The organism is Phyllobacterium sp. 01N428 (assembly GCF_056399405.1).
This window is the reverse complement of sequence record NZ_JBFTRH010000002.1, coordinates 207,219-233,479: the sequence shown is the minus strand read 5'-3', so window position 1 is coordinate 233,479 and position 26,261 is coordinate 207,219. Positions and strand designations below refer to the sequence as shown.

The 26,261-nt window shown below is 59.6% G+C and carries 27 protein-coding genes and 1 other RNA gene; 13 read left to right on the top strand and 15 right to left on the bottom strand.

Going from position 1 to position 26,261, the window contains the following annotated elements:
• The first annotated feature begins 97 nt into the window (after positions 1–97).
• Positions 98–238 (top strand): hypothetical protein, encoded by a 141-nt coding sequence (locus tag AC1DNI_RS09205; RefSeq protein WP_153668675.1) that lies wholly within the window; start codon positions 98–100, stop codon positions 236–238.
• A 4-nt stretch (positions 239–242) separates the two neighbouring features.
• Here AC1DNI_RS09205 and AC1DNI_RS09200 read toward each other — a convergent pair whose 3' ends face one another.
• The 3 genes from AC1DNI_RS09200 to AC1DNI_RS09190 are packed head-to-tail and all read right to left on the bottom strand — an operon-like array spanning position 243 to position 1,888.
• Positions 243–1,127, bottom strand: coding sequence for a 50S ribosomal protein L11 methyltransferase (locus AC1DNI_RS09200; protein ID WP_477691664.1), 885 nt, complete (start codon positions 1,125–1,127; stop codon positions 243–245).
• A 10-nt stretch (positions 1,128–1,137) separates the two neighbouring features.
• Positions 1,138–1,731, bottom strand: coding sequence for an SCO family protein (locus AC1DNI_RS09195; protein ID WP_153668679.1), 594 nt, complete (start codon positions 1,729–1,731; stop codon positions 1,138–1,140).
• Between the two features lie 28 nt (positions 1,732–1,759).
• Complete coding sequence (locus AC1DNI_RS09190) at positions 1,760–1,888, bottom strand: hypothetical protein (protein ID WP_477691663.1); 129 nt, start codon at positions 1,886–1,888, stop codon at positions 1,760–1,762.
• Positions 1,889–2,005: 117 nt separating this feature from the next.
• Between AC1DNI_RS09190 and AC1DNI_RS09185 the strand changes: the two genes are divergently transcribed.
• The 3 genes from AC1DNI_RS09185 to AC1DNI_RS09175 all read left to right on the top strand — a co-directional run bounded on the left by AC1DNI_RS09185 (position 2,006) and on the right by AC1DNI_RS09175 (position 4,146).
• Complete coding sequence (locus AC1DNI_RS09185) at positions 2,006–2,653, top strand: DapH/DapD/GlmU-related protein (protein WP_477691662.1); 648 nt, start codon at positions 2,006–2,008, stop codon at positions 2,651–2,653.
• Between the two features lie 68 nt (positions 2,654–2,721).
• Complete coding sequence (locus tag AC1DNI_RS09180; protein WP_477691661.1) at positions 2,722–3,207, top strand: CreA family protein; 486 nt, start codon at positions 2,722–2,724, stop codon at positions 3,205–3,207.
• 105 nt (positions 3,208–3,312) lie between these two features.
• On the top strand, positions 3,313–4,146 hold the full coding sequence (locus AC1DNI_RS09175; RefSeq protein ID WP_477691660.1) for an N-acetylmuramoyl-L-alanine amidase: 834 nt from the start codon (positions 3,313–3,315) through the stop codon (positions 4,144–4,146).
• Positions 4,147–4,155: 9 nt separating this feature from the next.
• Here the strand turns inward: AC1DNI_RS09175 and AC1DNI_RS09170 are convergent, their stop codons facing one another.
• Positions 4,156–6,597 (bottom strand): ATP-dependent helicase, encoded by a 2,442-nt coding sequence (locus AC1DNI_RS09170; protein WP_477691659.1) that lies wholly within the window; start codon positions 6,595–6,597, stop codon positions 4,156–4,158.
• 250 nt (positions 6,598–6,847) lie between these two features.
• On the opposite strand from AC1DNI_RS09170, the gene AC1DNI_RS09165 reads away from it, so the two are divergent.
• A complete protein-coding gene (locus tag AC1DNI_RS09165; RefSeq protein ID WP_477691658.1) occupies positions 6,848–9,187 on the top strand; it encodes a glucose/quinate/shikimate family membrane-bound PQQ-dependent dehydrogenase in 2,340 nt (779 codons plus the stop codon).
• Positions 9,188–9,190: 3 nt separating this feature from the next.
• Here the strand turns inward: AC1DNI_RS09165 and AC1DNI_RS09160 are convergent, their stop codons facing one another.
• The gene (locus AC1DNI_RS09160) at positions 9,191–9,661 is read right to left on the bottom strand and encodes an Lrp/AsnC family transcriptional regulator (RefSeq protein ID WP_477691657.1); all 471 of its coding nucleotides are present in this window, start codon (positions 9,659–9,661) and stop codon (positions 9,191–9,193) included.
• Positions 9,662–9,807: 146 nt separating this feature from the next.
• On the opposite strand from AC1DNI_RS09160, the gene AC1DNI_RS09155 reads away from it, so the two are divergent.
• From AC1DNI_RS09155 to AC1DNI_RS09130, 6 genes are all read left to right on the top strand, one after another.
• Complete coding sequence (locus AC1DNI_RS09155; protein ID WP_477691656.1) at positions 9,808–10,719, top strand: DMT family transporter; 912 nt, start codon at positions 9,808–9,810, stop codon at positions 10,717–10,719.
• Between the two features lie 44 nt (positions 10,720–10,763).
• On the top strand, positions 10,764–11,651 hold the full coding sequence (locus tag AC1DNI_RS09150) for a dienelactone hydrolase family protein (RefSeq protein WP_477691655.1): 888 nt from the start codon (positions 10,764–10,766) through the stop codon (positions 11,649–11,651).
• A gap of 84 nt (positions 11,652–11,735) precedes the next feature.
• Positions 11,736–12,689, top strand: coding sequence for a hypothetical protein (locus AC1DNI_RS09145; RefSeq protein ID WP_477691654.1), 954 nt, complete (start codon positions 11,736–11,738; stop codon positions 12,687–12,689).
• An 8-nt stretch (positions 12,690–12,697) separates the two neighbouring features.
• On the top strand, positions 12,698–13,063 hold the full coding sequence (locus AC1DNI_RS09140) for a DUF2185 domain-containing protein (protein WP_027231871.1): 366 nt from the start codon (positions 12,698–12,700) through the stop codon (positions 13,061–13,063).
• A gap of 224 nt (positions 13,064–13,287) precedes the next feature.
• Entirely contained in the window at positions 13,288–14,697 is a 1,410-nt protein-coding gene (locus AC1DNI_RS09135) for an FAD-binding oxidoreductase (protein WP_477691653.1), read from the top strand.
• A 124-nt stretch (positions 14,698–14,821) separates the two neighbouring features.
• Positions 14,822–18,607 carry an AsmA family protein gene (locus AC1DNI_RS09130; RefSeq protein ID WP_477691785.1) on the top strand — a complete coding sequence of 1,262 codons (3,786 nt, stop codon included), beginning with the start codon at positions 14,822–14,824 and terminating at the stop codon, positions 18,605–18,607.
• Positions 18,608–18,637: 30 nt separating this feature from the next.
• Here the strand turns inward: AC1DNI_RS09130 and AC1DNI_RS09125 are convergent, their stop codons facing one another.
• The 5 genes from AC1DNI_RS09125 to AC1DNI_RS09105 form a co-directional block, all read right to left on the bottom strand.
• Positions 18,638–19,123, bottom strand: coding sequence for a VOC family protein (locus AC1DNI_RS09125; RefSeq protein WP_027231868.1), 486 nt, complete (start codon positions 19,121–19,123; stop codon positions 18,638–18,640).
• 100 nt (positions 19,124–19,223) lie between these two features.
• Positions 19,224–19,454 (bottom strand): ribbon-helix-helix domain-containing protein, encoded by a 231-nt coding sequence (locus AC1DNI_RS09120; RefSeq protein ID WP_477691652.1) that lies wholly within the window; start codon positions 19,452–19,454, stop codon positions 19,224–19,226.
• Complete coding sequence (locus AC1DNI_RS09115) at positions 19,451–19,669, bottom strand: DUF4169 family protein (protein ID WP_091922241.1); 219 nt, start codon at positions 19,667–19,669, stop codon at positions 19,451–19,453. The genes AC1DNI_RS09120 and AC1DNI_RS09115 overlap by 4 nt, the downstream gene beginning before the upstream one ends.
• Before the next feature lie 2 nt (positions 19,670–19,671).
• Positions 19,672–20,241, bottom strand: coding sequence for an SspB family protein (locus AC1DNI_RS09110; protein WP_027231866.1), 570 nt, complete (start codon positions 20,239–20,241; stop codon positions 19,672–19,674).
• Between the two features lie 182 nt (positions 20,242–20,423).
• On the bottom strand, positions 20,424–21,080 hold the full coding sequence (locus AC1DNI_RS09105) for a TetR/AcrR family transcriptional regulator (protein ID WP_477691651.1): 657 nt from the start codon (positions 21,078–21,080) through the stop codon (positions 20,424–20,426).
• A gap of 241 nt (positions 21,081–21,321) precedes the next feature.
• Between AC1DNI_RS09105 and AC1DNI_RS09100 the strand changes: the two genes are divergently transcribed.
• Entirely contained in the window at positions 21,322–22,530 is a 1,209-nt protein-coding gene (locus AC1DNI_RS09100; RefSeq protein WP_477691650.1) for a multidrug effflux MFS transporter, read from the top strand.
• 63 nt (positions 22,531–22,593) lie between these two features.
• Here the strand turns inward: AC1DNI_RS09100 and AC1DNI_RS09095 are convergent, their stop codons facing one another.
• The 4 genes from AC1DNI_RS09095 to ssrA all read right to left on the bottom strand — a co-directional run bounded on the left by AC1DNI_RS09095 (position 22,594) and on the right by ssrA (position 24,672).
• Positions 22,594–23,151 carry an AAA family ATPase gene (locus AC1DNI_RS09095; RefSeq protein WP_477691649.1) on the bottom strand — a complete coding sequence of 186 codons (558 nt, stop codon included), beginning with the start codon at positions 23,149–23,151 and terminating at the stop codon, positions 22,594–22,596.
• A 212-nt stretch (positions 23,152–23,363) separates the two neighbouring features.
• Complete coding sequence (locus tag AC1DNI_RS09090; protein ID WP_477691648.1) at positions 23,364–23,843, bottom strand: SRPBCC family protein; 480 nt, start codon at positions 23,841–23,843, stop codon at positions 23,364–23,366.
• Positions 23,836–24,177: an ArsR/SmtB family transcription factor gene (locus AC1DNI_RS09085; RefSeq protein ID WP_027231862.1), complete on the bottom strand. Its 342-nt coding sequence runs from the start codon at positions 24,175–24,177 to the stop codon at positions 23,836–23,838. Before AC1DNI_RS09085 ends, AC1DNI_RS09090 begins: the two co-directional genes overlap by 8 nt.
• 138 nt (positions 24,178–24,315) lie before the next feature.
• Positions 24,316–24,672: a transfer-messenger RNA gene (ssrA, locus tag AC1DNI_RS09080) on the bottom strand.
• A gap of 143 nt (positions 24,673–24,815) precedes the next feature.
• On the opposite strand from ssrA, the gene AC1DNI_RS09075 reads away from it, so the two are divergent.
• Entirely contained in the window at positions 24,816–25,127 is a 312-nt protein-coding gene (locus AC1DNI_RS09075; protein ID WP_477691647.1) for a DUF2853 family protein, read from the top strand.
• Positions 25,128–25,181: 54 nt separating this feature from the next.
• Here AC1DNI_RS09075 and AC1DNI_RS09070 read toward each other — a convergent pair whose 3' ends face one another.
• Positions 25,182–26,261 (bottom strand): NAD(P)/FAD-dependent oxidoreductase, encoded by a 1,080-nt coding sequence (locus AC1DNI_RS09070; RefSeq protein ID WP_477691646.1) that lies wholly within the window; start codon positions 26,259–26,261, stop codon positions 25,182–25,184.

The following is a 26,261-nucleotide window of genomic DNA, read 5'->3' as shown; positions in this document are numbered from 1 at the left end:
CACTGCCATGCGTGAACCGCGCTGGCGGGAGGCGGGCAAAATCAGCTAGATTCGAAGCGGGAGGATCGGTCTGCCACCATAATCACGGAGATGAGACATGGCCCAGAAGATCCGCGGATTTTTCAAGACAGCCCTTGAAAACCTGGTTTCCTGTCGCACGGCCCAAATGGGCCGCTATGCCGTGCGCGCCATCGACGCGCCGCGCGAAAGATACCGGCACAGGATCTATTCCGTTTGACGCTTCAGTAGGTTGCGCGGGACTTGAGATGCAGCGTCACCCAGCCTTCGCGGTGCAACGTCTTCTGGTGGAATAGCCCCTGGATACGATAGGCTGCCAAAACCTTTTCGCGCTGTGACTCCAGTATTCCAGAAAGGATCAGCGAGCCGCCATAGGCGAGGTGCCTGCGCATTTCGGGCGCTAACTGCATCAGCGGCCGCGCCAGGATATTGGCAACGATCAGATCGAATGGCGCCGCAAGACGCATTGCCGGATGGTGGAACCCGGTCGCCGTTTCGGTTTTGACGCGAGCGGCGACACCGTTCTTGACGACATTTTCGCGGGCGACCGCTACCGCAACAGGATCGATATCGGTCGCAAGCACCGGGATCGGTGCGAGCTTGGCAATGCCGATGGCAAGGACGGCACTGCCTGTGCCGAGATCAAGCGCGTTTTGCGGATGGTCCCTGCGGATCACTTCCCCGATCATGTCGAGACAACCGGACGTGGTGCCGTGGTGGCCGGTACCGAAAGCCTGGCCGGCGTCGATCTCGATGGCGAGATCGTTGATCCGCCGCTTGTCGCGATCATGCGAGCCATGGACGAAGAAGCGTCCGGCGCGCACAGGTTTCAGTCCTTCGAGCGAATGCGCCACCCAGTCGATATCCGGCACCTGTTCGCGCTGGAGCTCAAGACCGAACATATCGCTGCCGAGTACGTCGCGCATGCGCGCCTCGATCTCGTCGGGCTCGAACGTATAGACCGAGACTTCGAAGATTTCGCGATCCTCATCGATTTCCGAGGAAGATATCGGCAGGCCGTCCTCTTCGAATGCGCGCTCCAACAGGGCGAAGACGCGGCTGGCCTCGATCTTGCCGGCGGTGAGGAAAAGACGGGTCTGCGTGGTCATCAGGGAACTTTCAGCTCTTGGCGAGGCGTTGCAATTTCTCGACAGCCGTATCAGGATTTTCGCCATAGGCAATGGTGCCGAAGAAGCCACCCTTGCTGTCGAGCAGATAGATCGACGCAGTGTGGTCCATGGTGTAGCCATCACCTCCCTCTACGGGAACCTTGCGGGCGTAGACGCTGTAGCCCTTGAGCATGGCGGCAAGCTTGTCGGGCTCGCCGGTGACGCCGACGATGCGATCGGAAACATTACCGACATAGGCTTTCAGCGTTGCCGCGTCATCCCGCTCCGGATCGACAGTGACGAAATAGGCGTTGACGCCGTCCGCCTCGGGTCCGAGCTTTTTCAGCCAGCCGTCAAGTTCGAAGAGGGTCGTCGGGCAGATCTCCGGGCAATGGGTGAAGCCGAAGAAGATTGCCGAGGGCTTTTGCCGGAATGCTGCTTCGGTGATCGGCTCGCCATTCATCGTCGTCAGTTGAAACGCTGAACCGAACGGGCCTTGCGCCCCGCCTGCGCTCTTGCGCGACGCCTCAAAAGTGACCCATCCGGCCGCGGCCACAACAAGCAAGGTCGCCGCAATGAGCAGGGGCAGCAGGCGTCTATTCATGGATGAAGGCTCCGGGACGGCGTGGCGGCTACATGCACCAGGCAAGACCCGCATTAATGAGAGAAAGAAAGATCGAATCGCTATTGTTGAACCATGCGGCAAAGGTCAGCCCCGTTGCGACTGACGCGCCGAGCGCGAGCGCTGCGTAGAGCGTCAATCTGGGTGTGCTGACCGACGGCGATGTTTTCATGACGCGAATATAGGATTTGCCGGCGGTTTATGCAAAAGAAATGCCGTGGGCCCGATGCCCGCCAACCAGTTTCGAGAAGATGCCATGGCTGACACCAACGATCCCCGTTTCATGAACGAGCAGCCGCGTATCCATCCGACCGCGCAGCTCAAGGGCGTCAAGCTCGGCAAATATGCGGAAGTCGGTGAAAGAGTGATCCTGCGCGACGTGACGGTCGGCGATTTCTCCTATCTGGAACGGCACAGCGAGGGTATCTACGCCGACATCGGGCGCTTCTGTTCGATCGCCGCCAATGTTCGCATCAACGCGCTCGAACATCCCATGGAGCGGTTGACGATGCACAAGGTCAGCTATCGCCCCAATGAATATTTCCGCTTTCAGGGCATCGACAACGCGTTTCGCGCCCGCAGACAGGCGAAGCGGGTCCGCATCGGCCACGATGTCTGGATCGGCCACGGAGCGGTGATCATGCCCGCTGTCGAGATCGGGCACGGCGCCGTCATCGGCGCCAATGCCGTGGTCACGCGCAATGTCGAGCCCTATATGATCGTCGCCGGCAGCCCGGCAAGGATGATACGGCCGCGTTTCCCGCAGACGATCGCGCCACGCCTCATCGAACTTGCGTGGTGGGACTGGCCGCTCGACAGCATCTTCGAGGCAATCCCCGACATCCAATCGCTTTCCATCGAAGACTTCCTGGCAAAGTGGGAAGGGCATCGCCCCGGCTCATAATGGCTTGCAATCGCCGCCTTAAATCGCCAACTGTCTCTGGCGAACGTTTTGAACCTCCGGAGATTTGAATGAAGAAGACATTGATTGCACTCATGCTTTTCGGCGTCGCGGCATTCCAGCCGGCAAAAGCCGAGGAGGTCGGCAAGGTGGGCGTCGACTGGTTCGGCAATGATATCGTCATCGATGCGGTCCATGATCCGAAAGTGGAGGGCGTGACCTGCCACCTTGCTTCTTTCTCCCGCGGGGTTATCGATCGGCTGCAAAAGGGCAACTGGTTCGAAGACCCGTCCAATGCGTCGATTTCGTGCCAGCAGACGGGCCCGGTGACCATTGGCGATATCGAACTCGGCGAAGGCGGGGAACGCGTATTCTCCGAGCGCACCAGCCTTATCTGGAAGAAGCTCGTCATCACCCGCATCTACGACAAACCCAACAATTCGTTGATCTATCTCGCGCATGCGACGCAGGTTCAGGACGGCTCGGCCAAGACCTCGATCTCGACCATCCCGCTCTTTGCCGGCAATGTGACCTGGAGCAAGGGCAAGCCCGAATAGAGGGTGGCCGGCTACGATGGCGGATTATGGTAGCCCTTTCGTCTAATAGGAATTTATTCTTATAACGTATAGGTTAGGACCAGTTCTGCATCAAGGAAACTGGTCATGAAATTCACGATTAAAAATCATAGGCTTGCTTCGATCGGTTCCCAGATTCCGTTCATTGCTTCGCCCAATGTCGGCGGCGCGCTGGCCCCGAAATTCATCGTTATTCACTATACTGCAAGTGGGCCGGACGCCGATATCGCCCGATATTTTTCGCAAAAGTCCGCCAACGTCGCGGCTCACCTCGTCGTGCCGCGCGATGGGTCGATCTTTCAGTGCGTGCCCTTCGACAAGGTTGCATGGCACGCGGGTCAAAGCCGCTGGACCGGCAAGGGCGGCCGGCAGTATTCCGGCCTCAACAATTCTGCGATCGGCATCGAGATCGAGAACTGGGGACCTTTGAAGAAGAGCGGCGCCGGCTGGGTATCGTGGACGGGTGCGCCGGTCGAAGGTCAAAAGGTTATCGAAGCCAGGCACAAGTTCGGCGCGCCCGATTGCGGGTGGGAGGTTTTCACGACGGCGCAGGTCGAGACCGTGCTCGCGGCGGTCCAGTCGATCTGCGCCGAATATGCCATCGAGGATATTCTCGGCCACGACGATATCGCGCCCGGCCGCAAGTCCGATCCGGGCCCGGCCTGGGACATGGCGACGTTCAAGGCCAAGGTGAAGGGCGAGGCCGAAGATGGGGATGCGGTGATGGTCGTGCATTGCCCGAGCGGGCTCAACATCCGCTCCGGCGCAGGGGCGTCGTTCCCCCTGGTTCATAATATGCTGCCCGATGGTACGAAGGTTCTGGTGCACGAAGCCAGCGGCAAATGGCGCTACGTTTCGGTGCTCGAGGCTTCAGGAAAGCCAGACTTTTCAGGCTGGGTTCACGGCGATTGGCTGGTTTAATCCAGCCAATCAAATCGCCTGGACGAAACTGTCGAGCACGCGCTTCTGGCCGGCCTTGTCGAAATCGATCGTCAGCTTGTTGCCTTCGATCGAGGACACGTTGCCGTTGCCGAATTTGATATGGAAGACGCGGTCGCCGACGTCGAAGTTGGAGGGCGTTTCGCTGACGGATTTCGCCACGAGTTCGCCATCGATGGTGCGGCCCTTTACCGAGCCGCGTCCGGCGCCGAAGCCCGAATCCGTCTCGCCATAGCCGATCCGCTCCACCTTCGCGCCTGAGCGTGAGCCCCAATTATTGCGTGTGGCGTCAGAGCGATGCTGCTGCGCGCGCTGCCAGCCGGGGGTCGAATAGCTGTTCTCGAACGGGTCGGCGCGGTCGAAACGCGACTGGCCATAACCGCCGCGTCCGCCATAGCCTCCATAGGAATCGCCACCCGCGACAACGTCCACATGCGCTTCCGGCAGTTCTTCGAGAAAGCGCGAGGGGATCGTCGATTGCCACAGACCATGGATGCGCCGGTTGGAGACGAACCAGATGTGAAGGTTCTTCTTGGCGCGGGTCAGCCCAACATAGGCGAGGCGGCGCTCCTCTTCGAGGCCGGACCTTCCGCCTTCGTCAAGCGCCCGCTGGTTCGGAAAAAGACCTTCCTCCCAACCGGGGAGAAATACAGTCTCGAACTCCAGTCCCTTGGCCGAATGCAGCGTCATGATATTGACCGCGTCAAGGTTCTCGTTCCGCTCGGCATCCATGACCAGCGCGACATGTTCGAGGAACGAGCGCAGCGACTCGTATTCCTCCATCGAGCGAATCAATTCCTTGAGGTTTTCCAACCGGCCAGGCGCTTCGGCCGACCGATCCGCCTGCCACATCGCGGTATAACCGGATTCGTCGAGGATTTGCTCGGCGAGTTCCGTATGCGGGGTATTGTCGATGAGCGCCTGCCAGCGCTTGAAGTTCTCGATGACTTCGCGCAGCGCTGAACGCGGCTTCGGCTTCAGCTCTTCGGTTTCGACAAGGTCGACGGCGGCATCGAACATGCTGATGTCGCGGGCGCGGGCATAATCATGCAATTGGCGGATTGCTGCCTCGCCAAGCCCGCGCTTCGGCGTGTTGACGATGCGCTCCAGGGCAAGATCGTCGGAAGTCTGCGCCACGACACGCAGATAGGCGAGGGCATCGCGTATCTCGAGGCGTTCGTAAAAACGCGGTCCGCCTACAACCCGGTAGTTCAGTCCGAGCGTGACGAAGCGGTCTTCGAATTCGCGCATCTGGTGGGAGGCGCGCACGAGGATTGCCATGTCGTTGAGATTGTGGCCGCGACGCTGCGCCTGCTCGATTTCCTCGCCGACAGCGCGGGCTTCCTCTTCGGAATCCCAGGCGGCGTGGACGTTGACCTTGGCATCGTCTGGGTTTGCCGCATCGGTGAAGAGCGTTTTGCCGAGCCGGCCTTCGTTGTGCGAGATGAGGTAGGAGGCAGCTCCGAGAATGTGTGCGGTCGAGCGATAGTTGCGCTCGAGGCGGATGACCTTGGCCCCGGGGAAATCCTTCTCGAAGCGCAGGATATTGTCCACCTCCGCGCCGCGCCAGCCATAGATGGACTGGTCGTCGTCGCCGACGCAGCAAACATTCTTCGACCCCTGCGAAATCAGGCGCAGCCACATATATTGGGCGGTGTTCGTGTCCTGATACTCGTCGACCAGAATGTAGCGGAACTTTGCGTGATATTCCTTCAGAACATCCGGATTGGCGCGGAACATGCGGATCGGATGACATAAAAGATCGCCGAAATCGCAGGCATTGAGCGTCTTCAAGCGGTTTTGATAGGCCGTATAGAGTTCGCGCCCCTTGCCGTTGGCAAATGACCGCGCATCGCCCTCCGGTATCTCAGCCGGACCGAGGCCCTTGTTTTTCCAGCTGTCGATCATCAGCGCGAATTGCTTGGCGGGCCAGCGCTTGTCGTCGATTCCCTCGGCCTGGATAATCTGCTTGATGAGGCGGATCACGTCGTCCGTATCGAGAATGGTGAAATCGGATTTGAGCCCGACGAGTTCGGCGTGCCGGCGCAGGAGCTTGACACCGATCGAGTGAAACGTGCCAAGCCAGGGCATGCCTTCGACGGCGCCGCCGACAAGGACCCCGATGCGCTCTTTCATCTCGCGCGCGGCCTTGTTTGTGAAGGTCACGGCGAGTATCTGGCTCGGATAGGCTTTGCCGAGCGAGAGGATATGCGCGATGCGGGAGGTCAGAACCCGGGTCTTGCCCGTGCCGGCACCGGCGAGGACGAGGACAGGTCCCTCCGTCGTCTCCACGGCAAGGCGTTGCTCGGGATTGAGGCCATTGAGGTAAGGCGGTGCGCCGCGCGCCTGCATGGCGCGCGCAGCTATGCCCGATGGACGCCGCGGCGCCTCAGGTTCATCGAAGAATGGAATATCGTCAGGCAATCCGGCCATTTGAACCCAATGTAATGATTCGGGATCGAAAAACTAGATAAAAGCGATACAAAAAGAGAACGGGCGCGCGCTGAGAGGGCTTGAGCGGTGTATATCTCCGGTTGCATTGTTCCTTAGTCGATATTGCTTCAAGCAATTTAAAGGCTTACCCATTTTGACCAGAGCCGACTCTGGCAGCCGCCGGCGCATTCGCAGCCGCATGCCAAGGCCACCGAACCGAACCTGATTGAGCCTGGAAAGGACCCCCACCATGGCAATCACTCTGACGGCGCTCATCTTCTTCATCTTTGCAGCGGTGCTTGGCGTCGGCGGGATCTGGCTCATTATTCTCGGCGGCAGCTGGTACTATCTCATCGCTGGCATCCTCTTCCTTGCCACGTCGATCCAGCTTTTTCGCAAGCGCAGTTCCGCCCTCATCATCTACGCCGTTCTGGTCATAGGCACATTGGCCTGGGCGATCTGGGAGATCGGGTTCGACTGGTGGCAGCTTGCGCCGCGCGGCGGCGTGATCATGCTTTTCGCGCTCTGGTTACTGACCCCATGGATCCGGCGTGAGCTCAACGAGGAAGAGGGAAGGTCGCCCTCTGATTTTCTGCCGGCACTGCCATTGGCCATCTCGGCAATCGTCGGGCTCGGCGTTGCCGGCTACGCGATGACAGGCGATCCGCTTGAGATCGTGGGCGAACTCAGCAAGGAAGTCATCGTTGCCACGCCTGACCTTGGCGGCAATGTGCCGGACAATGAATGGCACCAATATGGCCGCACGCCCTACGGCCAGCGCTATTCGCCGTTGAAGCAAATCACGACCGAGAATGTCGGCAACCTGCAGCTCGCCTGGCAATATCAGACCGGCGATGTGAAGCTGCCTCAGGACGTTGGCGAAACCACCTATCAGGTCACGCCGCTCAAGGTCCACGATACGCTCTATCTGTGCACGCCGCACAATTGGGCGATCGCTATCGATGCGGCGACGGGCAAGGAGAAATGGAAGTTCGATCCGAATGTCGGTCTCAACCCGGATCGCCAGCATCAGACGTGTCGCGGCGTCTCCTATTATGCCGATCCGAATGTGACGGCGGGGCAACCTTGCGCCGAGCGCGTGTATTTGCCGACATCTGACGCCCGTCTGATTGCCCTCGATGCCGCCAATGGCCAAATCTGCCCGTCCTTCGGCGACAAGGGCACAGTGCATCTTGAAAAGGGCATGCCCTACAATCCCGCCGGCTATTACTACTCGACATCGCCGCCGGTCATCGCGGCTGGCAAGATTATTGTCGGCGGCGCCGTCAATGACAATTACTCGGTCCACGAACAATCCGGGGTCATCCGCGCCTTTGACATCAATACCGGCGCCCTGATCTGGAACTGGGATTCCGGCAATCCGGACGTAACGACGCCGTTGCCCGAAGGACAGACCTATACGCATAACTCACCGAACAGCTGGTCGGTATCCAGCGTCGATGAGAAGCTTGGCCTCCTCTTCGTGCCGCTCGGCAACCAGACGCCCGACCAGCTGGGAGCGGGGCGCAGCGAGAATGTCGAGAAATTCTCCTCATCCATCGTTGCCCTCGATCTGAACTCCGGGCAGTTGCGCTGGGTGCGCCAGACCGTGCATCACGACCTCTGGGATATGGACATCCCGGCCCAGCCGGTGCTTGTCGATATCAACACGGCTACGGGCTCGGTGCCGGCCCTGGTCGGACCCACCAAGCAGGGCGACATCTATGTTCTTAACCGGCGCACGGGCGAACCGATCATACCGGTCAACGAAGTGCCGGCGCCAACGGGCGCCATCGAAGGCGATTTCACGTCACCGACGCAGCCGGTTTCGGACCTTACCTTCATGCCGCAGCGCCTGACGGGCAAGGACATGTGGGGCGTGTCGATGTTCGACCAGCTCGCCTGCCGCGTCGAGTTTCTTCGCCTGCGCTATGACGGGCGCTATACGCCGCCCTCGCTGCAAGGCTCGCTGATCTATCCCGGCAATTTCGGTGTGTTCAACTGGGGCAGTGTCGCGGTTGATCCGGCGCGCCAGGTGATGTTCGGCATGCCGACCTATCTCGCCTTCACCTCGCGGCTGGTGCCACGTGCCGAAGTGCCGCCGCCCGGCGCGGGTACGAAAGGCAGCGAGCAGGGCCTCAACCGCAATGAAGGCGCCCCCTATGCGGTCTATATGGGCCCGTTCGTCTCGCCGCTTGGCTTGCCTTGCCAGGCGCCGCCGTGGGGCTATGTCGCCGGGGCGGATCTGCGCACCGGCAAAATCGCCTATAAGCGCCGCAACGGCACTGTCCGCGATTCTTCGCCGCTGCCCTTGCCATTCAAGGTCGGGGTGCCGGGCATCGGCGGGCCGATGATCACGGCAGGCGGCGTCGCCTTCCTCGGCGCGGCTGTCGATGATTATCTCAGGGCCTACGATCTCACGAGCGGCAAGCAATTGTGGGAGACGCGGTTGCCAGCCGGTGGCCAGTCGACGCCGATGACCTATGCGCTCGCCGACGGCAAGCAATATGTCGTCATCGTCGCCGGCGGTCACGGTTCGGTCGGTACCAAGCCCGGCGATTACGTCATGGCCTATACATTGCCGAAGTGAGCATTATCGCTGCGGCAATTTCAGCGGTGCGCCGGTCTTCACCGTCCGGATGGCGAAGTTGGAGCGTATATCGGCGACGCCGGGCAAGAGGAGCAACTTGTCGGTGAGGAAGCGTTCATAGGCGCTGAGGTCTTCGACCACCACTTCGGCCAGAAAGTCTGCCGTACCTGAAATGAGGAAAGCGGCGGTGACCTCGGGCATCGCCAGGAGCGCGGCCTGCTGCGCTTCCGAGTTTTCGCGGCTGTGGTGCCCGACCTTTATTTCCACGAAAACCGTCAAGCCGAGGCCTACGGCCTTGCGGTCGATGTCGGCCCGGTAGCCACGGATCACGCCAGATTTTTCGAGGTTGCGGATACGGCGCAGGCAGGGGGACGGGGAGAGGTTCACCTTCTCGGCGATCTCGACATTGGTTGCACGCGCATCCTCCTGCAACGCCTCAAGAATGCTGATATCAAAATTATCCATATTTGGCATAAATGACCTTTTATAGAGATAAAACTTCCCGAAAGTTGCTGAAAGCATAGGCAGAGCGGCAGCAACTTGCAAGGACATGCTTCGACGGTTTGCCGTATTGTTCTCTCAACCGAACGATGTTTCGGACGAAACGAAAGGACATTCCGATGGTTGCTCTTGCCCCCGAAATGAAGAAGTCCAATTCACTGGGAGCCGGTTACGCCGGCGCATTGATTACCATCCTTATCTGGGCGACGTGGATCATCGCCACCCGCCACAGCAGCGCAACACACCTTGGCACCATCGATCTCGGCTTGATCCGCTATGGTGTTCCGGCGCTCGTCCTTGCGCCAGTCTGGCTCAGAACCGGACTCATTCCGCGCGGCGTGCCGGTCATGCTTGTCGCCATCATGGTCTGCGGGGCAGGGGCACTCTTCTTCCAGATCACCACCTCTGCCATCCATTCCACGCCTGCTTCCGCGGTGGGCGTATTGCTCGGCGGATCGATGCCGCTGGCTGCCGCGCTGATCGGCGTGGTCGTCTTCGGGGAGCGGCCTGATTTCACCCGCTGGCTCGGCCTTGCCGCAATAGTGGCCGGTCTTGCGATACTTCTTACCATCGCGCTCGGCAGCCACGCGATCGGGTGGATCAGCGTTACCTTTCTGCCGCTGGGAGCTCTGCTGTGGGCAGGCTATACGCATGCGTTCAAGCGCTCCGGCCTCACGGCGCTTGAAGGCGGCGCGTTGATTGCGGTCTGGTCTATCATCATCCACATTGGCCTCGCGCTTGTCTTCGGTACGGCCATCACCAGCGTTCCCCTGGCGGAGATCGGGTTGCAGTTTCTCAGCCAGGGCATCCTGTCGGGCCTCGCCGCCATGCTCGCCTATGGGATCGCTGTGCGTGTGCTCGGCGGCAGCCAGGCAGCGGCCTTCAGCGCCCTTACGCCGGTTCTTGCCGCGCTGGGTGGTGCCGTCTTCCTTGACGAACCGGTCGGCGTCTGGGAGATTGCGGCAGCATTGATAACCGGGCTTGGCGTTGCCCTCTCAACCGGTATCCTTTCACACCGCTGCAAGCGCTGATGTGAAAGGTCGGCGCCTCGCCCCCCAACAAGGGTGAGGCTGTCATGAATGATCCTAACGCTACTCCGAAAATCACGCAGGCCATGGTCGATGCCTATGACGAGTATACGCACCTGACGCTTGACCGGCGCTCTTTCATGGACAAATTGACCAAGCTTGCGGGCTCCGGTGCTGCGGCCGCCATGATCGCCCCGCTGCTGGCGGCAAATTCCGCGAGAGCGGCCATCGTCGCTGCCGACGACAAGCGCCTTCTCACGAAGGATGTCGTGTTTCCCGGATCCAAAGGCGAGATCAAGGGCTATAGGGCAAGCCCTGCAGATGCGTCCGGCAAGCTTCCCGGCGTTGTCGTCATTCATGAAAATCGTGGCTTGAACGATCATATCCGCGATGTCGCGCGGCGCATGGCGCTCGAAGGCTTTGTTGCGCTCGCGCCTGACCTTTTGTCCGTTTCGGGGGGAACGCCGCCGGATGAGGACAAGGCCCGCGACATGATCGGGGCGCTCGATGCCAGCACGGCGATTGCCGAAGGTGTCGCGACCATCGACTATCTGAAGAACGACAAGGCCACCAACGGCAAGGTCGGGGTCGTCGGCTTCTGCTGGGGCGGCGGGCTTGTCAATGACCTTGCCGTCAATGCGCCCGATCTTGGCGCAGGTGTCGCCTATTACGGGCGCCAGCCCAAGGCTGAAGACGTGCCGAAGATCAAGGCGCCGCTCCTCCTGCACTATGCCGGGCTCGATACACGCATCAATGCGGGCATCGACGCCTACAAGAAGGCGCTCGAGGCGAACGGCAAGACCTTCGAAATCTTTGTCTATGATGGCGCCAATCACGCTTTCAACAATGATACTTCGGAGGCGCGTTACGACAAGAATGCCGCCGAGCTTGCCTGGGGCAGGACAATCGGCTTCTTCAAGAAGAACCTGGGCTAGCGCGAAACAGCGAACGAGGCCAACAGCTTGCGGGAAGCGTCGCGGAGCACTACTTCTGGATGACGTTCACGTAAGGAACCGCCAATGCGCCTGGTCACAATTGCCCTAAGCTTTCTGATGTTGCTGCTCGCCGGCATTGGGGCAAGCCGCGCTGATGATGTCGTATTTCCGGGCGGATCGAGCATAGGGCTTGTCCCGCCGCCCGGGCTGGTGCTTTCCACCAATTTCAGCGGTTTCGAAGACGCAGCCAAGGGCACCTCCGTCGTCGTCACCGAAATGCCCGCCGACGCCTACGCGGCACTGGCGGCGAAATTCAATCCCGAGGGCCTGCGCGAGACGGGCATCGAAACTGTGGGCCAGCCTGAAAACTGGCCAGTTCAAGGGGCGGTCGTCTCCAAGCTCATGCGCGGCAGCCAGATGGCGGCAGGCATAAAATATCGCAAGTGGATCGTGCTCGTCGGCGCACAATCGACGACTGCCATGGTCACGGTGCAAATTCCCGATGGCGTCGAAGGCGGCCTGTCCGATGCCGATGTCGATCAGGCGCTGCGCAGCATCGTCGTTCGCCCGCCGCCAAGCCTCGATGAACAGATCGCATCGCTCCCCTTCAAGCTGACCGACATGGCAGGCTTTCGTCCTGTGCGCGTCATCGCCGGCGCGACGTTTCTTTTGACCGAGGGAGCAAATGACGTTGCGACGAACTCCACACAGCCGATGGTAATCATTGCCTCAAATCTCAATACGGCGCCCGAGCCGTCCACGCGCATGGACTTTGCCAGGCAAGCGTTTGCGTCGCTGACCGGCATCAAGGATGTCAGTTCCGACAATGAATCGAGTTCCGAAGCCGACGGCGCCGAATGGGTCGAGATCGACGGCAGCGCCAAGGATGCGGCAAGCGGCGATCCTCTCTACGTCGCTCAAATTGCCCGTTTCGAGGCCAGCCGCTATGTCCGTGCCATCCTGATCGTTCGTGACAGTGAGAAGGCCAAATATGCCGATCGCTTCCGTAAACTAGCCAAATCCATGACGATCAATTAAAATTAGTCATGGAAAAGAGCTATCGACTCAGTGAAGACCAGATACGGCCATTGATTCGCAACTATGGTGGCTGCATCGCTACGGACACGATAACGATCGATGGTTTTCCGGTGCGTTTCATGTACCGCGAAGACCCCGACAACGAGTTCGACAGTGGCTGGCGCTTCCTTTCCGGGTTTGAGAGCGACGACTACATGGAAGATCCGGAGAACAGCGGCATCTTTGACGTCAATACGATCGCCAATTACGATCCGAGCATTATCCCTTTGCTGGACGCTCCGGTCGGCAGTGTCTTCGAGAAGACTGGCCAGCAGGAACGCTTCGTCGCGGTGACCGATTGGCATCCGGACGATGATGACGACGAGGAAGACTGACACGCGGCGTTGCGACGCGCTGGGCCTTCAACTTTCACACTGAGTTACAACTGGACAAGTCACGTGCATTCCCCGAAAATGCAGCGATAATCGATGAATCCTCGATTGTTGTGCCCAGCCCTCGCTTGTGCGCGGGTGGTGGTGAAAAAGAGTGTGCGAACGCGCATGCATGAGTTTGTGGCCGGTTTCGGCCGTAAACCATGCGCGGAAGGGTGGAGACTGAAATGGCACTGGCAGACGCAGAGGCATTGCTGCGCAACGAGAACGGAATTGCAACTGTCGTATCGATTCTCAAGAAGCGCTTCGGCGATAATGCCCAAACCGGCAAATCCATTCGCGAACAGCATGCCCACACCACGAGCTACGTTCCGAATCAGGCTCCCGATCTCGTCGTCTTCGCCGAATCCGTCGAGGATGTGCAGGAGGTCGTGCGCCTTTGCGCAGAGTGGCAGGTACCGGTCATCGCGTTTGGAACAGGTACTTCCCTCGAAGGCCATGTAAACGCGCCGGCCGGCGGCATATCGATCGATCTGTCGCGCATGAACCGCATTCTCAAAGTCTATAGCGAAGATCTGAATGTCGTTGTCGAACCTGGCGTTACGCGCAAGGAGCTTAACGAATATCTGCGCGATACCGGGCTGTTCTTCCCGATTGATCCCGGCGCAAATGCGAGCCTCGGCGGCATGGCGGCAACGCGTGCCTCGGGAACGAATGCAGTGCGCTACGGCACAATGCGCGAGAATGTTCTGGCTGTGAAAGCCGTGATGCCTGACGGTCGTCTCATCACCACGTCGAAACGGGTAAAGAAGACATCCGCGGGCTACGACCTGACGCGGCTTCTCATAGGTTCCGAAGGCACGCTTGGCATCATCGTTGAACTCACGCTCAAGCTATACGGCATTCCGCAGGCGATTTCTGGTGGCATCTGTGCGTTTCCCGATCTCGAGAGCGCCTGCAACACAGTGATCGAAACCATCCAGATGGGCATCCCCGTGGCGCGCATCGAACTGGTCAACCAGCTCGAAATGCAGGCCATGATCGCCTATTCAAAGCTCGACTACGAACCGGCGCCCTACCTCTTCCTCGAGTTCCACGGCAGTGAAACCGGGGTGGCGGAACAGGCGGAGCTCTTCGGCGAAATCGCTGCGGCCAATGGCGGCGGCGCGTTCAAATGGACTGCCAATGTTGAGGAGCGGGAGAAACTCTGGTCGGCGCGGCATAACTCCTACTTCGCCTGCATGACGCTCGCTCCGGGCAAGCAGTCGCTGTCGACGGATGTCTGCGTGCCGATCTCGCGATTGGCGGAATGCATTGTAGAGACGGAAACCGACATCGAGAGCAGCGGCCTCATCGCGCCGATCGTCGGCCATGCGGGAGACGGCAACTTCCATGTGCTCGTGCTGTTCGATGAAAAGAACCCCGAGGAGATACAAAAGGTCGAAGCCTTCGTCGAGCGCCTCAATTTGCGGGCCATTGCAATGGATGGTACCTGCACCGGTGAGCACGGCATAGGGCAGGGAAAGATCAAGTTCCTGAGAGCAGAGCTTGGCGGCGCGGTCGACGTCATGGAAACGATCAAGCGCGCCATCGATCCGGGCAATATCATGAATCCCGGCAAGATCTTACGGCTTTGAGCTTGCAAGTTGATTCGGGGCGCTGAACCTTTTTCTGAGGATTGCGTGCGAGCGAGACGCTCGTCACGCCCGCGTGCGCAATCCTCTGTTATAGCGCCCAAGATAGAGTGATCGGAGCAGGAACCTGGCACGCCTTTTTGTTTTCATTGGTGGACTCCTCGTCCTGGTGCTGACCGCAGCACTGATCGTGCCTTATTTCGTCGACTGGGCCGGTTATCGTTCGTCGTTCGAGCGGGAGGCGTCGGCGCTTCTGGGCCGGCCCGTTACGGTTGCGGGCAGCGCGAGCGCACGTCTCCTGCCGTTTCCTTCGGTAACATTCTCCGATGTGCGAGTCGGCGATCCCGGCACCGAGCCTGTCATGACGATCGACAAGTTCTCGATGGATGCCGAGCTTGCGCCCTTTATACGCGGCGAAATCCTGATTTTCGACATGCGCATCGAGAACCCGCGGGCCACCGTTCGGATCGACAAGGACGGGGCGTTCGACTGGGCGATCCGTCCGCGTACGCCGTTTCATTCCGCGCAGGTACGGCTTGAAGACATGCGCATCACGGACGGATCGATCATCATCCGCGATGCTTCCACGGGAACGACGCGTACGGTTACCAATCTCGATGCCACGCTTGCAGCGAACGATCTGTCCGGACCCTGGAGCTTCGATGGCACGCTGTTCTTCAACGGCAAGAAGACCGCCGTTACTGCATCCACGGGCGCGGTCAAACCCGATGGTACGATGAACCTGCGCACTCGCTTCACCCCTGACAGTGTTCCGGCCTCGTTCGAGACCGACGGTCTCGTTTCGCTTCAGAACAGCGGCCTTAAATATACCGGCAGTATCGCCATTCGCTCGGCCGATGAAGTCGCGGCGGCAACGGGCGCCAAAGTCGAACCGAAAAAGGCAAAGCCGCTATTGTCCAGCCTGCGCGTGACAGGCCGCTTCGAGGCCGACCACGCCAAGGTGACGATCCCCGAGTTCCGCATGGAGCAGGGGCCCGTGGACGATCCTTATGTGGTCAATGGCACCGCCTTGTTCGATTATGGCAAGAACCCCCACTTCGAAGTGACGGCAGATGGGCAGCAGGTCACGTTCGCGGAGCAGGCTCAGCCGGCGAAAGGCGCAACGCCGACCCCGATAACGGCGGCCGAGCGTCTGGCGGTGTTCCGTCGCCTCATGGACCAGCTGCCAATTCCAACAGTGCCGGGCAGGATCGACCTCAAACTGCCCGCGATCGTTGCGGGCGATACGACCATCCGCTCCGTCACCATCGACGCTGCGCCATCCGCAGCCGGCTGGACGATCAACCAGTTGCGGGCCGAACTGCCGGGACGCACGCAATTCGAGGCAAAGGGCACCTTAAGGGTCGGTGATGATTTCGGCTTCGACGGCCGGTTGCTCGTCGCTTCGCGGCAACCCTCCGGGCTCGCAGCATGGCTGACCAATTCGGTCGATGAAGCGATCCGGCGTCTGCCGGGCGCGGGCTTTTCCGGCGATGTAAGCCTGCGCGATGACTTGCAGAAGATCGACAATCTCGAGGTGGCCCTTGGCGGGGCCTCGCTGAAGGGTTCGCTTCTGCGTAGCGCCAAGGGCGAATCCCTGCCACTGACGCAACTGGTGCTCGAGGGCGGCGCGCTCGACGCGGATGCGCTTGAAGCATTTGCTGCCATCTTCGGCAATAATGGCCAGCCTTCGGACGATGGTTCACCGCAATTGCGCGGACAGGACCTCGATGTGCATCTTAAAGCCGGACCCGTTACCCATGGCGGTCTTGTCGCAGAAACGCTCGACACCTCATTCCGCCTGCGCGACGGCGTCTTCGATATCGATCGCCTGACGATCGGCAATGTCGCCGGGGCAACCATTACCGCAACCGGCAAGCTTGAACCCTTCAAGGCGGAACCATCCGGCTCGATCGATTCGACCGTGCTTTCCGACAACCTTGCTCCCTTCGTGACGGCCATGGCGCGAAGGTTTCCCGACTTCCCATTCATAACGTCGCTCAGCCAGCATGCGGCAAGCTATCCCGGCCTCTTCGAGGAAACCAAGCTTAACGTTCTCGCCAATAGCCTGCAGGGAAAAAGCGGTGCCAACGAGTTCTCCTTAAGCGCGGCCGGCAAGACCGGCGGGATGGACGTCACGCTTTCAGGTACGACTTCGAAGAACAGTGAGGGTTTGCGAAGCCTTGAACTCACCATGGATTCGCGCAGCGAACAGGCGGAAGCCCTGATGGCGTTCATCGGCCTGCCGGCGCTGCCCCTTGGAATGGCGGGCGGGCTTGAAGCGGATCTTGCCTTGAAGGGCAACGAGAAGGATGGGCTGCAGACGCAACTTTCGCTGAAATCATCGGACGGACAGGCGCTGGTCGATGGCGTGTTTCGCAATACCGGCGATGTTCTCAGCGGCGAAGGAAGGGCGTCGATCAAGGCGGCGGATCTCGAACCCTACATCGCGACGGCAGGCTACACGCTTCCCGGCTTTGGCGATGGCATGCCCGTGGATCTCGCCAGCAGCTTTCAACTGGGCAAGGGCAGGCTTAACCTTCCCGATCTTGCGGGCCAGGTGAGCGGCACCAAGGTCGGCGGACGGCTCGGAATAGAAATCGCCAACCAGGTGCCTGACGTTCAAGGCGATTTGAATGTGGCGCATCTCGATCTTGCGACTCTCGGTGACTTCATGCTCGGGACCAGCGCACTCCAAGCGGAGGCGCGCGCGCCCTGGCCGACGACGACGTTTTCGGGCACGCCGCTGTTTCCCCTGAATTTCAAGCTGAAGCTTAATGCAAACGAGGCGGATGCCGGTTTCCTCGGGACGATCGGCAAGTTTCAGGCAAACACGGCGCTGAAAGACGGATCGCTACGCTTCGATGACGCGAAGGGGGATATTCTCGGCGGCAATTTCAACGGTATGTTCGAACTGCGCAATACCAGCGGAACGGGACTGGCAACAGGTCAATTCACCCTGGACGGTACGGCGCTCGATACGCTTTACAAGCCTGATGAGGACGTAATCCCCTTCGTACCGCTCCGCGGCAAGACAAAAATATCGGCATCGGTCAATGCAACCGGCACGTCAGTGGCGGAGATGATGCAGTCGGTGGCGGGTTCCGGTGTCATTTCTGTCGCCGATCTTGCGATCAATGCCCTCAACCCAGCGGCATTGACGCCGATTGTGACCGATACGGATGCGGCCGACGGGCCGGTTACGCCGGCAATGATCGACGCCACGATCGGCAAATATCTCAACACTGGCGAGTTCAAGGCCGGCGCTGCCGAATTCGCCTTCACCATCGCCGGCGGCATGGCGCGCACTTCGACGTTCCAGTTGGCGAGCGAAGGGGCAACGCTTGGCGCCGATCTTCGTGTCAACTTTCCGGATCTCACCGTAGCATCGCAGGGACGTTTTGTTTTCGATCCCGGAAAATCGACGGTGGCCGGGGCCGATCCCGTCGTCGAGTTTAGCCTCTATGGGCCATGGGCAGCACCGAAGGTGACGCTCAACCAGCAGCCATTGGAGCAATTCCTGACGCAGCGGGCGCTTGAGCGCGAGCAACAGCGGGTCGACGCCATGCAGGCGGCGCTTGTCGAAAAGCAGCGGCTGCGCCGCGAGGCGCAACTCTTCCAGGCGCGTGCGGACGAAAGGCAGCGTCTTGCCGAAGAGGCGCGGTTGAAGGCTGAACAAGAGGCAAGGGAAGCGGCTGAACGCGCCGAGGCGGAAAAACGCGCCGCCGAGGAGCGGGCGGCAGCGGCAAAGAGAGCGGCGGACGAAGCCGCGGCCCAGAAGGCCCTTGAACAGGGCCAAACGCCGCCCGCGCAAGGGCAGGGCGGCGCAGCTGTGGCCCCGTCACAGGGATCTGGTACGATAAACAAGCAGTCCGTCGACGAGTTTTTGAAGACGCTCGAACCAAAATTTTAGGTCGGGGAGAATTCCTTCGATGAGCGCTGTCTATCCGGCGTCATAGGCACGTTGCAGCTCGGCGATTTCGAGCTTGTGCATATCCATCAATGCATTCATGACGCGCGTAGACCGGTCCACGTCCTTGTCCTGCAGCATTTCCATGATCAGCGATGGAACGATCTGCCATGACAGGCCAAACTTGTCCTTGAGCCAGCCGCATGGTCCGGGTTCACCGCCATCCGCCGTCAGTTTCTCCCAGTAGTAATCGATTTCTTCCTGGTTGGCGCAGTCGACGGTGAGTGAGACAGCCTCGGTGAATCTGAACTGCGGCCCGCCATTGAGGGCGAGATATTCCTCGCCTGCCAACTGGAACTTGGCGATCAATACCTTGCCTTCCTTTTCCGGATCGCTCTTACCCCAATGGGTTATTTCAAGAACCTTCGAATCTTTAAAAACCGACAAATAGAATTCAATCGCGTCCTCAGCATTTCCGTCGAACCAAAGGCATGGCGTAATCTTCTGGTTGGCTGGCATCTATCCTTCCTTTCGATTTGAATTCAACCGCTCCGAGGACGAACGAAGATGGGCCGGACCGACACCGCGCCGATATTTTTTTGCAGAGTCGCAACAGCTATTACGGCCGATTGTTGCAGGCGTTTCTCACCCAGTCGAGAACATAAAGCCTTAACGCCGACGAAAGATTGGAATTGCGGTCGCGCGTCTCATCCACTTCGGCAATGAGCCCGGCGATGGTCAGATTGCGGGCTTTGGCGATGTCGAGCAAAAGATCGTAGAAGGCGTCTTCAAGCGAAAAGCTCGTGCGGTGGCCATGAATGGAAACCGAGCGCTTGCGGACGGCGCTCACGTCTTGTCCGTAGGCACGTCAGCCGGGTCGGCGGCGTCGGGCTTTTCCAGCCTATTGACGTCGAGAAAGCGCGCGGCCTTGTTGGTCTCATCGCGTTCGAATTTCTTTTCGACCTTGGTGCGACCGTACCGGATGCGGTTCTCGGCGGCGTGCTTGTCCTTTGCGTCCTTGGCCCTGCGCTTCTTGACCAGGCGAAGGTTGACGATCTCCCCCACGGCTATTTTTTCTTGCGAAAGGAGTCCAGCGATACGACGGAAGCCGATGATTTTTCGCCGTTTTCCTCAGCAGCTTCACCGCCTGCCTTTGCAGGCTTCTTCGCTGCCTTGACGGGCGGCTTCGGCTTGGCGCTCGGCGTTGCGACCTTGGGCTTTTCGGGCTGGGCAGGCGCGATGCTGGTGACGCCCTGATCATTGTCCCCGACCGTTTCGGCAATCTCGACATCGAATTCAAGTTCGAAATTGACCGAAGGATCATAAAAGCCGCGAATGGCCGAGAACGGCACGACGAGGCGCTCCGGCACGTCGCCGAAGGAGAGACCAACCTCAAACTGCGTGTCGGTCACCTGCATGTCCCAGAACTGATGCTGCAACACGATCGTCATCTGCTCGGGATATTTCTCGTGCAGCCGGGTCGAGATTCGCACGCCGGGCGCGCCAGTCAGGAAGGTGACGAAGAAATGATGATTGCCCGGGAGACCTGCCTTGGCAACTTCGCCGAGCACTTTGCGGATGACGCCCCGAAGCGCTTCCTGGGCAAGTATATCGTAGCGGATCATATCTTGTGGCATGCATTCTTATCCCATGGATTCACCCCTGCCTGTCAAGCGAAAGGGTGACCGAATTTCGACCATTATGGCGCATGGCTAAAGGAATTGCGACCGCTTGTCAGCACTGCGCTTAAATTTAACGTGATGGGCCACGCGGATCGTTAAGCGCAGTGAGCGGAGAGGGAAAATGGCGGCAATATTGATCAGCCGACAACGGAAAGCGCCGGGCTCGGGCGGTTCGAATCGTTGCCCTGGGGGGCATAGGCGCGAAGGAACGTGCGGACCGCATTGCGCGACGCGCTCTCCATCTGTTCCGGGCTCGGCGTTTCGCCGAACAGCGTTACCATCTGCAGGTCGGCGTTGACGAGCGCAAGAAACTGGCGCGCGGCGACATCGACATCGTCGATGTCGAGGATAGCTTTGTGGTTGAGGCGGGCGAACAGCGCGGCGAGAGCCGTGGTAATCTTGCCCGGCCCATGCTGGCGCCAGGCCTCGAACAGATGCGGATAACGTTCGCCCTCACTTTGGACAAGCTTGCGCAAAAACCGCCCGTCCTGATTGCAAAGGCAATTCTGGGTCAAACGTATGGCAAACCCCGTCAGTTCGTTCTCGAGATTGTCACTTTTCTCGGGAAAGGTCGCAAGGACCGAAAAGAGCGCGGCATTGGCCCGGTCCATAACATCGGCGACGACGGCGGTAAACAGCGTTTCCTTCTCGCGGTAGTGGTTGTAGATGGTCTGGCGCGAAACGCTGGCCTCGACGGCAATTTCGTCGATACTCGCTCCGGAAAAGCCTTCGCGGCAAAACACGTTGGCAGCGGCGTCGAGGATGGAAAGGCGTTTGGCGCATTGGCCACGCATGGTGGGCCCCGCGGATTTCAGGGCAACGTCACGATTTGTCATGAATGAAAGATAAGGCGTCTTGACGTTTTAGACAATGGTGTCTAATTTGACACTCGTGTCCAAAATTGTTGACACGCCAATTAACGCGGTACGTGTACTTCCTCCCAAGACTGTGCGCTCCGTCAAACCTCATCCTGATCGCAAGGCACCGCGGAAACAATCCGGTTTCTGCGCCGCAGCTTTTGAAAGATTTGGCATCATGACGACATCCTTCTTTCGCAACGCTCTCATCCTCGGTCTTCTCACTGCGATCGGCCCATTTGCCATCGACATGTATTTGCCGGCCATGCCCTCGATCGGCAGGGAACTCGGCGCAGAAAACAGCGCCGTACAGCTGAGCCTGCTGGCATTCTTCATTTCCTTTGCAATTTTCCAGTTGCTGTACGGTCCCTTGTCCGACATGTGGGGCCGCAAGGCGCCCCTCTACATAGGCATCGGCCTCTTTGCCGTCGCCAGCATCGGCTGCGCCCTTGCGCAGGATATCGAAACGCTCGTCGCCTTCCGCTTCCTGCAGGGAATTGGCGGCGCCGCCGGCATGGTCATTCCGCGGGCGATCGTCCGTGACATGCACACGGGCGTCCAGGCGGCCCGCCTCATGTCGCTGCTGATGCTGGTCTTCAGCATTTCGCCGATCCTGGCGCCACTGACGGGCAGTGCCGTCATCGAATTTTACGGTTGGCGCGGTGTTTTCTGGGCGGTGATGATCGCCGCCTTCATCGGCCTTATCCTGCTATCGACGCAGCTCAAGGAAACGCGCCCATCCGCGGCGCGTGCCGAAAGCGGCCTTGGCAGCGCCATGTCGGCCTACCGCCTGCTTCTTGGCGACCGGAATTTCCTGACGCTCACCTTTATCGGCGGCCTCGGCATTTCCAGTTTCCTTGTCTACCTCGCGAACTCGCCATTCGTGCTGATCGATCACTATGGGCTGACGCCAACCCAATACAGCATAGCGTTCTCGATCAATGCCGTGTCGTTCTTTGCTGTATCGCAATTGACCGGCTGGCTCGGCGACCGCTTTGGCCTCGTCCGCGTCATGCGTATGGCGGTCACGGCGTTCGCGCTCACCATGGCGGCGATGGTCGTGGTCATGAGCCTTGGTATCAATCAACTGCCGGTGATGGCGGCGTTCCTCTTTGTTGGATACGGCTTCCTCGGCCTCGTCATCCCGACAACCTCGGTTCTGGCACTCGAGGACCACGGCGAAATCGCCGGTACGGCGTCAGCGCTGATGGGTACGCTGCATTTCGTCACCTCGGCGATAGCGATGGTCATTGCCGGCGTGTTTTTCGACGGCACGGCCCTGCCGATGGCCATAGGCATCGCTCTTTGTGCGGTTGGCGCTTTCGTTCTTACCCAGGCAACAATCGGCAGGCGCCGCGTCGTTGAGGCGGAAGCCGCTGCCGAATAATTCTGATCCTCCGTCAGAAGCATGCGAAGGCTCCCGGAACGCGCGTTCCGGGAGCCTTTGTCGTCAGGTGACGGCGCCTATGGTTTCGATAAGGAAGGCGACCCGCTCCGAAATCGGCACGCGTGGAACCTCGACGAGCGCATAGCCGCAATCGCTGTAGGCCGAAACCATTGCGTGAAAGGTCCGCTCGGCCTCTTCAAGCGTTTGTTTGCGCTCTGTATCCTGTGTGAATATCTCCGGCCACGGCGGCAGAATGAAAACCGTCGGGTTGTAGCGGAATATCCGTGCTGCCTTGCGGACATGGGCGGGAACTTCAAGGCCGCTAAGCTCCAGATAGCCGACAATGTCGGGCACGCCGCGATCGAAGAAGACGAGGTCGGCGCTTTCAGCGGCGCTATCGTAGGAACGCATCTCCCACGACAACATCAGTTCCGCGAAGATGGCGGGGTCCTTCCATGGCAGGGCGGGGCCATCCACTATCTGGTGATGGCGGATGATTGCACGCCCGGCCTCGGTCGAGGTTGCGTATCCGCGCTGGCCAAGTGCTGAGATCAGGCTCGTCTTGCCCGAGCCCGGACCGCCGGTGAGAATGATGAAATTGTTCTGGATGTGTTGCTGCATAAATTGCTCCGGCTCGACGCTTGCGGAAAGATCGCAACTCGTCACGCGTTGACGTCAGGCACAGACTGCTAGGTCCTGGCCGATTTAAAATTTGGGAAATTTGGAAAGCGCGCATGGGCAAGCGGGGGGAGGGTGCACCAGCACCGAAATCGAATGCCATCGCTATCATAAGGGCGGCGACGAACCATCGCCACCCAAATTCGAAGTCCGAACTATTCGCGCGCGAGCAGAGCTTCGAGACGATCGAAGGCGCTGTTCCAGCCGCTGACATGGCCGTCGCAACTTTCCGCCGTCTCGAAGACGCTCTGGCGGAATGTCATCAGCGTCTTCGCCGCCTGATCTTCGAAGGTGATGTGGACAAGCGTCTCGTATCCAGGCCGACCGTCCTCCTGGTCCCAGGCAAAGGTGAAGGCCAGCGTTCGATTGGGTACAATCTGCTGGTAGACGCCGCCGTGCCAGAGTTTTTTCCCCGTCGCGGCCGAATCGAGGCACGCGCGCCACTTGCCGCCAACGCGAAAGTCCGCTTCCACCTGGGTTGCCGGATAATCACGCGGACCGAGCCACTGCATCATCCGTTTCGGGTTGGCGAAGGCCGTGAAGACGACGGCGGGGGGCGCATTGAACAATCGTGTGATGGTAAGGACGCGTCCCGCAGTGTCATTCATAACGTGGGCCCTATCGGTATCAGCCATCTTGCTCTCCGTTGTTTTGTACTTCGTGCAGATAGTCTTCCAGGCGGTCGAAGCTGCTTTCCCAGAACTGGCGGTAGCGTTCGAGCCAGTCGGTCGCTTCCTTCAAAGGCTTGGCATCGAGACTGCAGGGGCGCCACTGCGCTTCACGGCTGCGGATCACAAGGCCCGCGCGTTCAAGCACCTTCAAATGTTTGGTAATTGCGGGTCCTGACATGTCGAACGGCTGCGCGAGTTCAGTGACCGAGGTTGTTCCAAGCGACAAGCGCGCCAGGATTGCACGGCGCGTTGGGTCAGCGAGCGCTGAAAATATTGTGTCGAGTCGATCAGGCGTCATCTTAACAGAACCGAATGGTTATTTAACTTGTGAGTTTAATACACCTTCCGTTAACGGCGGTCAAGCCGTCGTCGACAAATGCAAACGTCCATCGGGCGAGGTCCGAGGCGAATTTTTTTAAAAAGAAGCAGCGAGGGAAGTGGAGGCTTCTGTTGCCAGGTGCCTCCGAACCCCGCCTAGAAGTGCGAACCCCTAGGACTTGATTTGAAGCTATCGCACCGCATTAAGCGGCGAGACGTGCTTCCGCATAGTTGTCGTTTGCAACTACTGAGTTAGCCCGATAACGGTGGTACAATGCCGGGCAAAAGAGCGATCTTTACACCCTTGTCGATCCTGTGTCGCCCCCGCCACAAGGCAGCGCCTAGGCTGCATTGTGGTGGAGGCGCCGGGTACTGCCCCCGGGTCCAATGGGCTTATTGCATCGTCCGTTTATCACCATAGCCGACCGAAGCCGGCACGACTTATATAGGGCCTGATTTGTTGAATTGAAAGAGTGCATTGACTTCAAATCGTTGCTGGGGAATGTTTCGACTCGTATACAGAGTCACCGCCTCATGCGTCGGCCAGTCGCGAGGCGTCTTCAGGTTTCAGGGAGGCTGCAATGCGGGGCATTGCACCCAGCAAGCAGGGGAATTTCCATGACTGACTATTTGAAGGATGTACGCCATTACGACGCAGCTGCCGATGAGGCGACTGTTGCCAAGATCGTCAAGCACCTCGGCATTGCCTTGCGCAACCGCGACTCGTCGCTGGTATCCTGCACGGACCCTGATGAACTGAAGCGGGTACGTACCAACTGGGTGGAAAAGAAACTGGGCCTCACCGACACCGCCAAGGCGGAAGCCGCGATGGAGTCGGTTTGTGCCGCCATGAAGGCTGACAACACCAAGAGCCGTGTCACCTTCTACTATTTGACGGCGAAAGCACTCGGCGCCCTCGGAAGCCTCTGATCCACGCTTTCCTGATCGATGTGAAATCCCTGGCCGTGCGCCGGGGATTTTGCGTCAGGAGGCCGCGCGGCCGGCGATTTCAAACCGCTCCAGCCTATAAGGCGCCAGCCGTTCGTCGACAGCTTGGGTCATGATTTCGCCGCCGACCATGGTGCCTACCAACGGGGCGAGGGTGACACCTGAATGCATGACGGCAATGTAAAGACCGTCGCAGCCTGCTGACCGGCCAATGACGGGAAATCCGTCCGCAGGCGTCGGGCGATATCCTATCGTGTGAAACTCAAGGGCAAGATCGTCTGCATCACGCAACATGGCCTTGACCTTGGCGAAAAGAGCATCCGCCGTTTGGCCAGGATCGTCGCCGGGCTCGCTTCCCGCGAAATCGCTGCCGGCAATGATGCGCCCGGCCGCCGTCTGGCGCATGTGAACTTCGGGCGCAATTACCAATCCATTCAAACGCTGCCGTGTTGGCTTGGAATGAACGATCAAGCCTGGCGGTGTCTCAAGCGGCACTGTAACGCCGACAGACGCCGCAAGCTTGGTAACAGCGGCTCCGGCGGCGAGCACCACCATGTCGGCCGTCATTTCACCGGAAGAGGTCCGGACGCCGGTAATACGCCCACCTTCCTCGCGCAGGGCGGTGACGGTCACATTGTCGATCAATGTTGCGCCGTGTGCTCGCGCATCGGCAAGCAGTATGCGCGCGGCGTCGACCGGCTCGACTGCGCCTTCCTCCGCAACCGCAACCGCGAACTCCGGATATTCTGCGAGGTTTGGTTCCAGATTGGAGGCTTCAGCACGGCCAACTTGCCTGATATCGTAGCCCCAGCGTCCATGCTCGGTCAGATAGGCATGCAATTCATCAGGTGCGAGGTCCCAGCACAGGCTGCCGCACCAGCGCAGCGGCATGTCCGGCAATTGCGATGCAAGCTGCCGCCACTCGGCCATCGCGCTACGTCGCAGCCGGAAATAGGGTTCCGGATTGCCCCAGCTCGCGTTGATCCAGGCGAAGGAAGCAGCGGTCGCAACGCCGCCCGCGTGCTCGGCGAGCACGGTGACTTCAGCGCCGGTTTTCGCCAGCGAGCGGGCAATTGATGCGCCGATAATGCCGGCGCCGACGACGATAATTTTCAT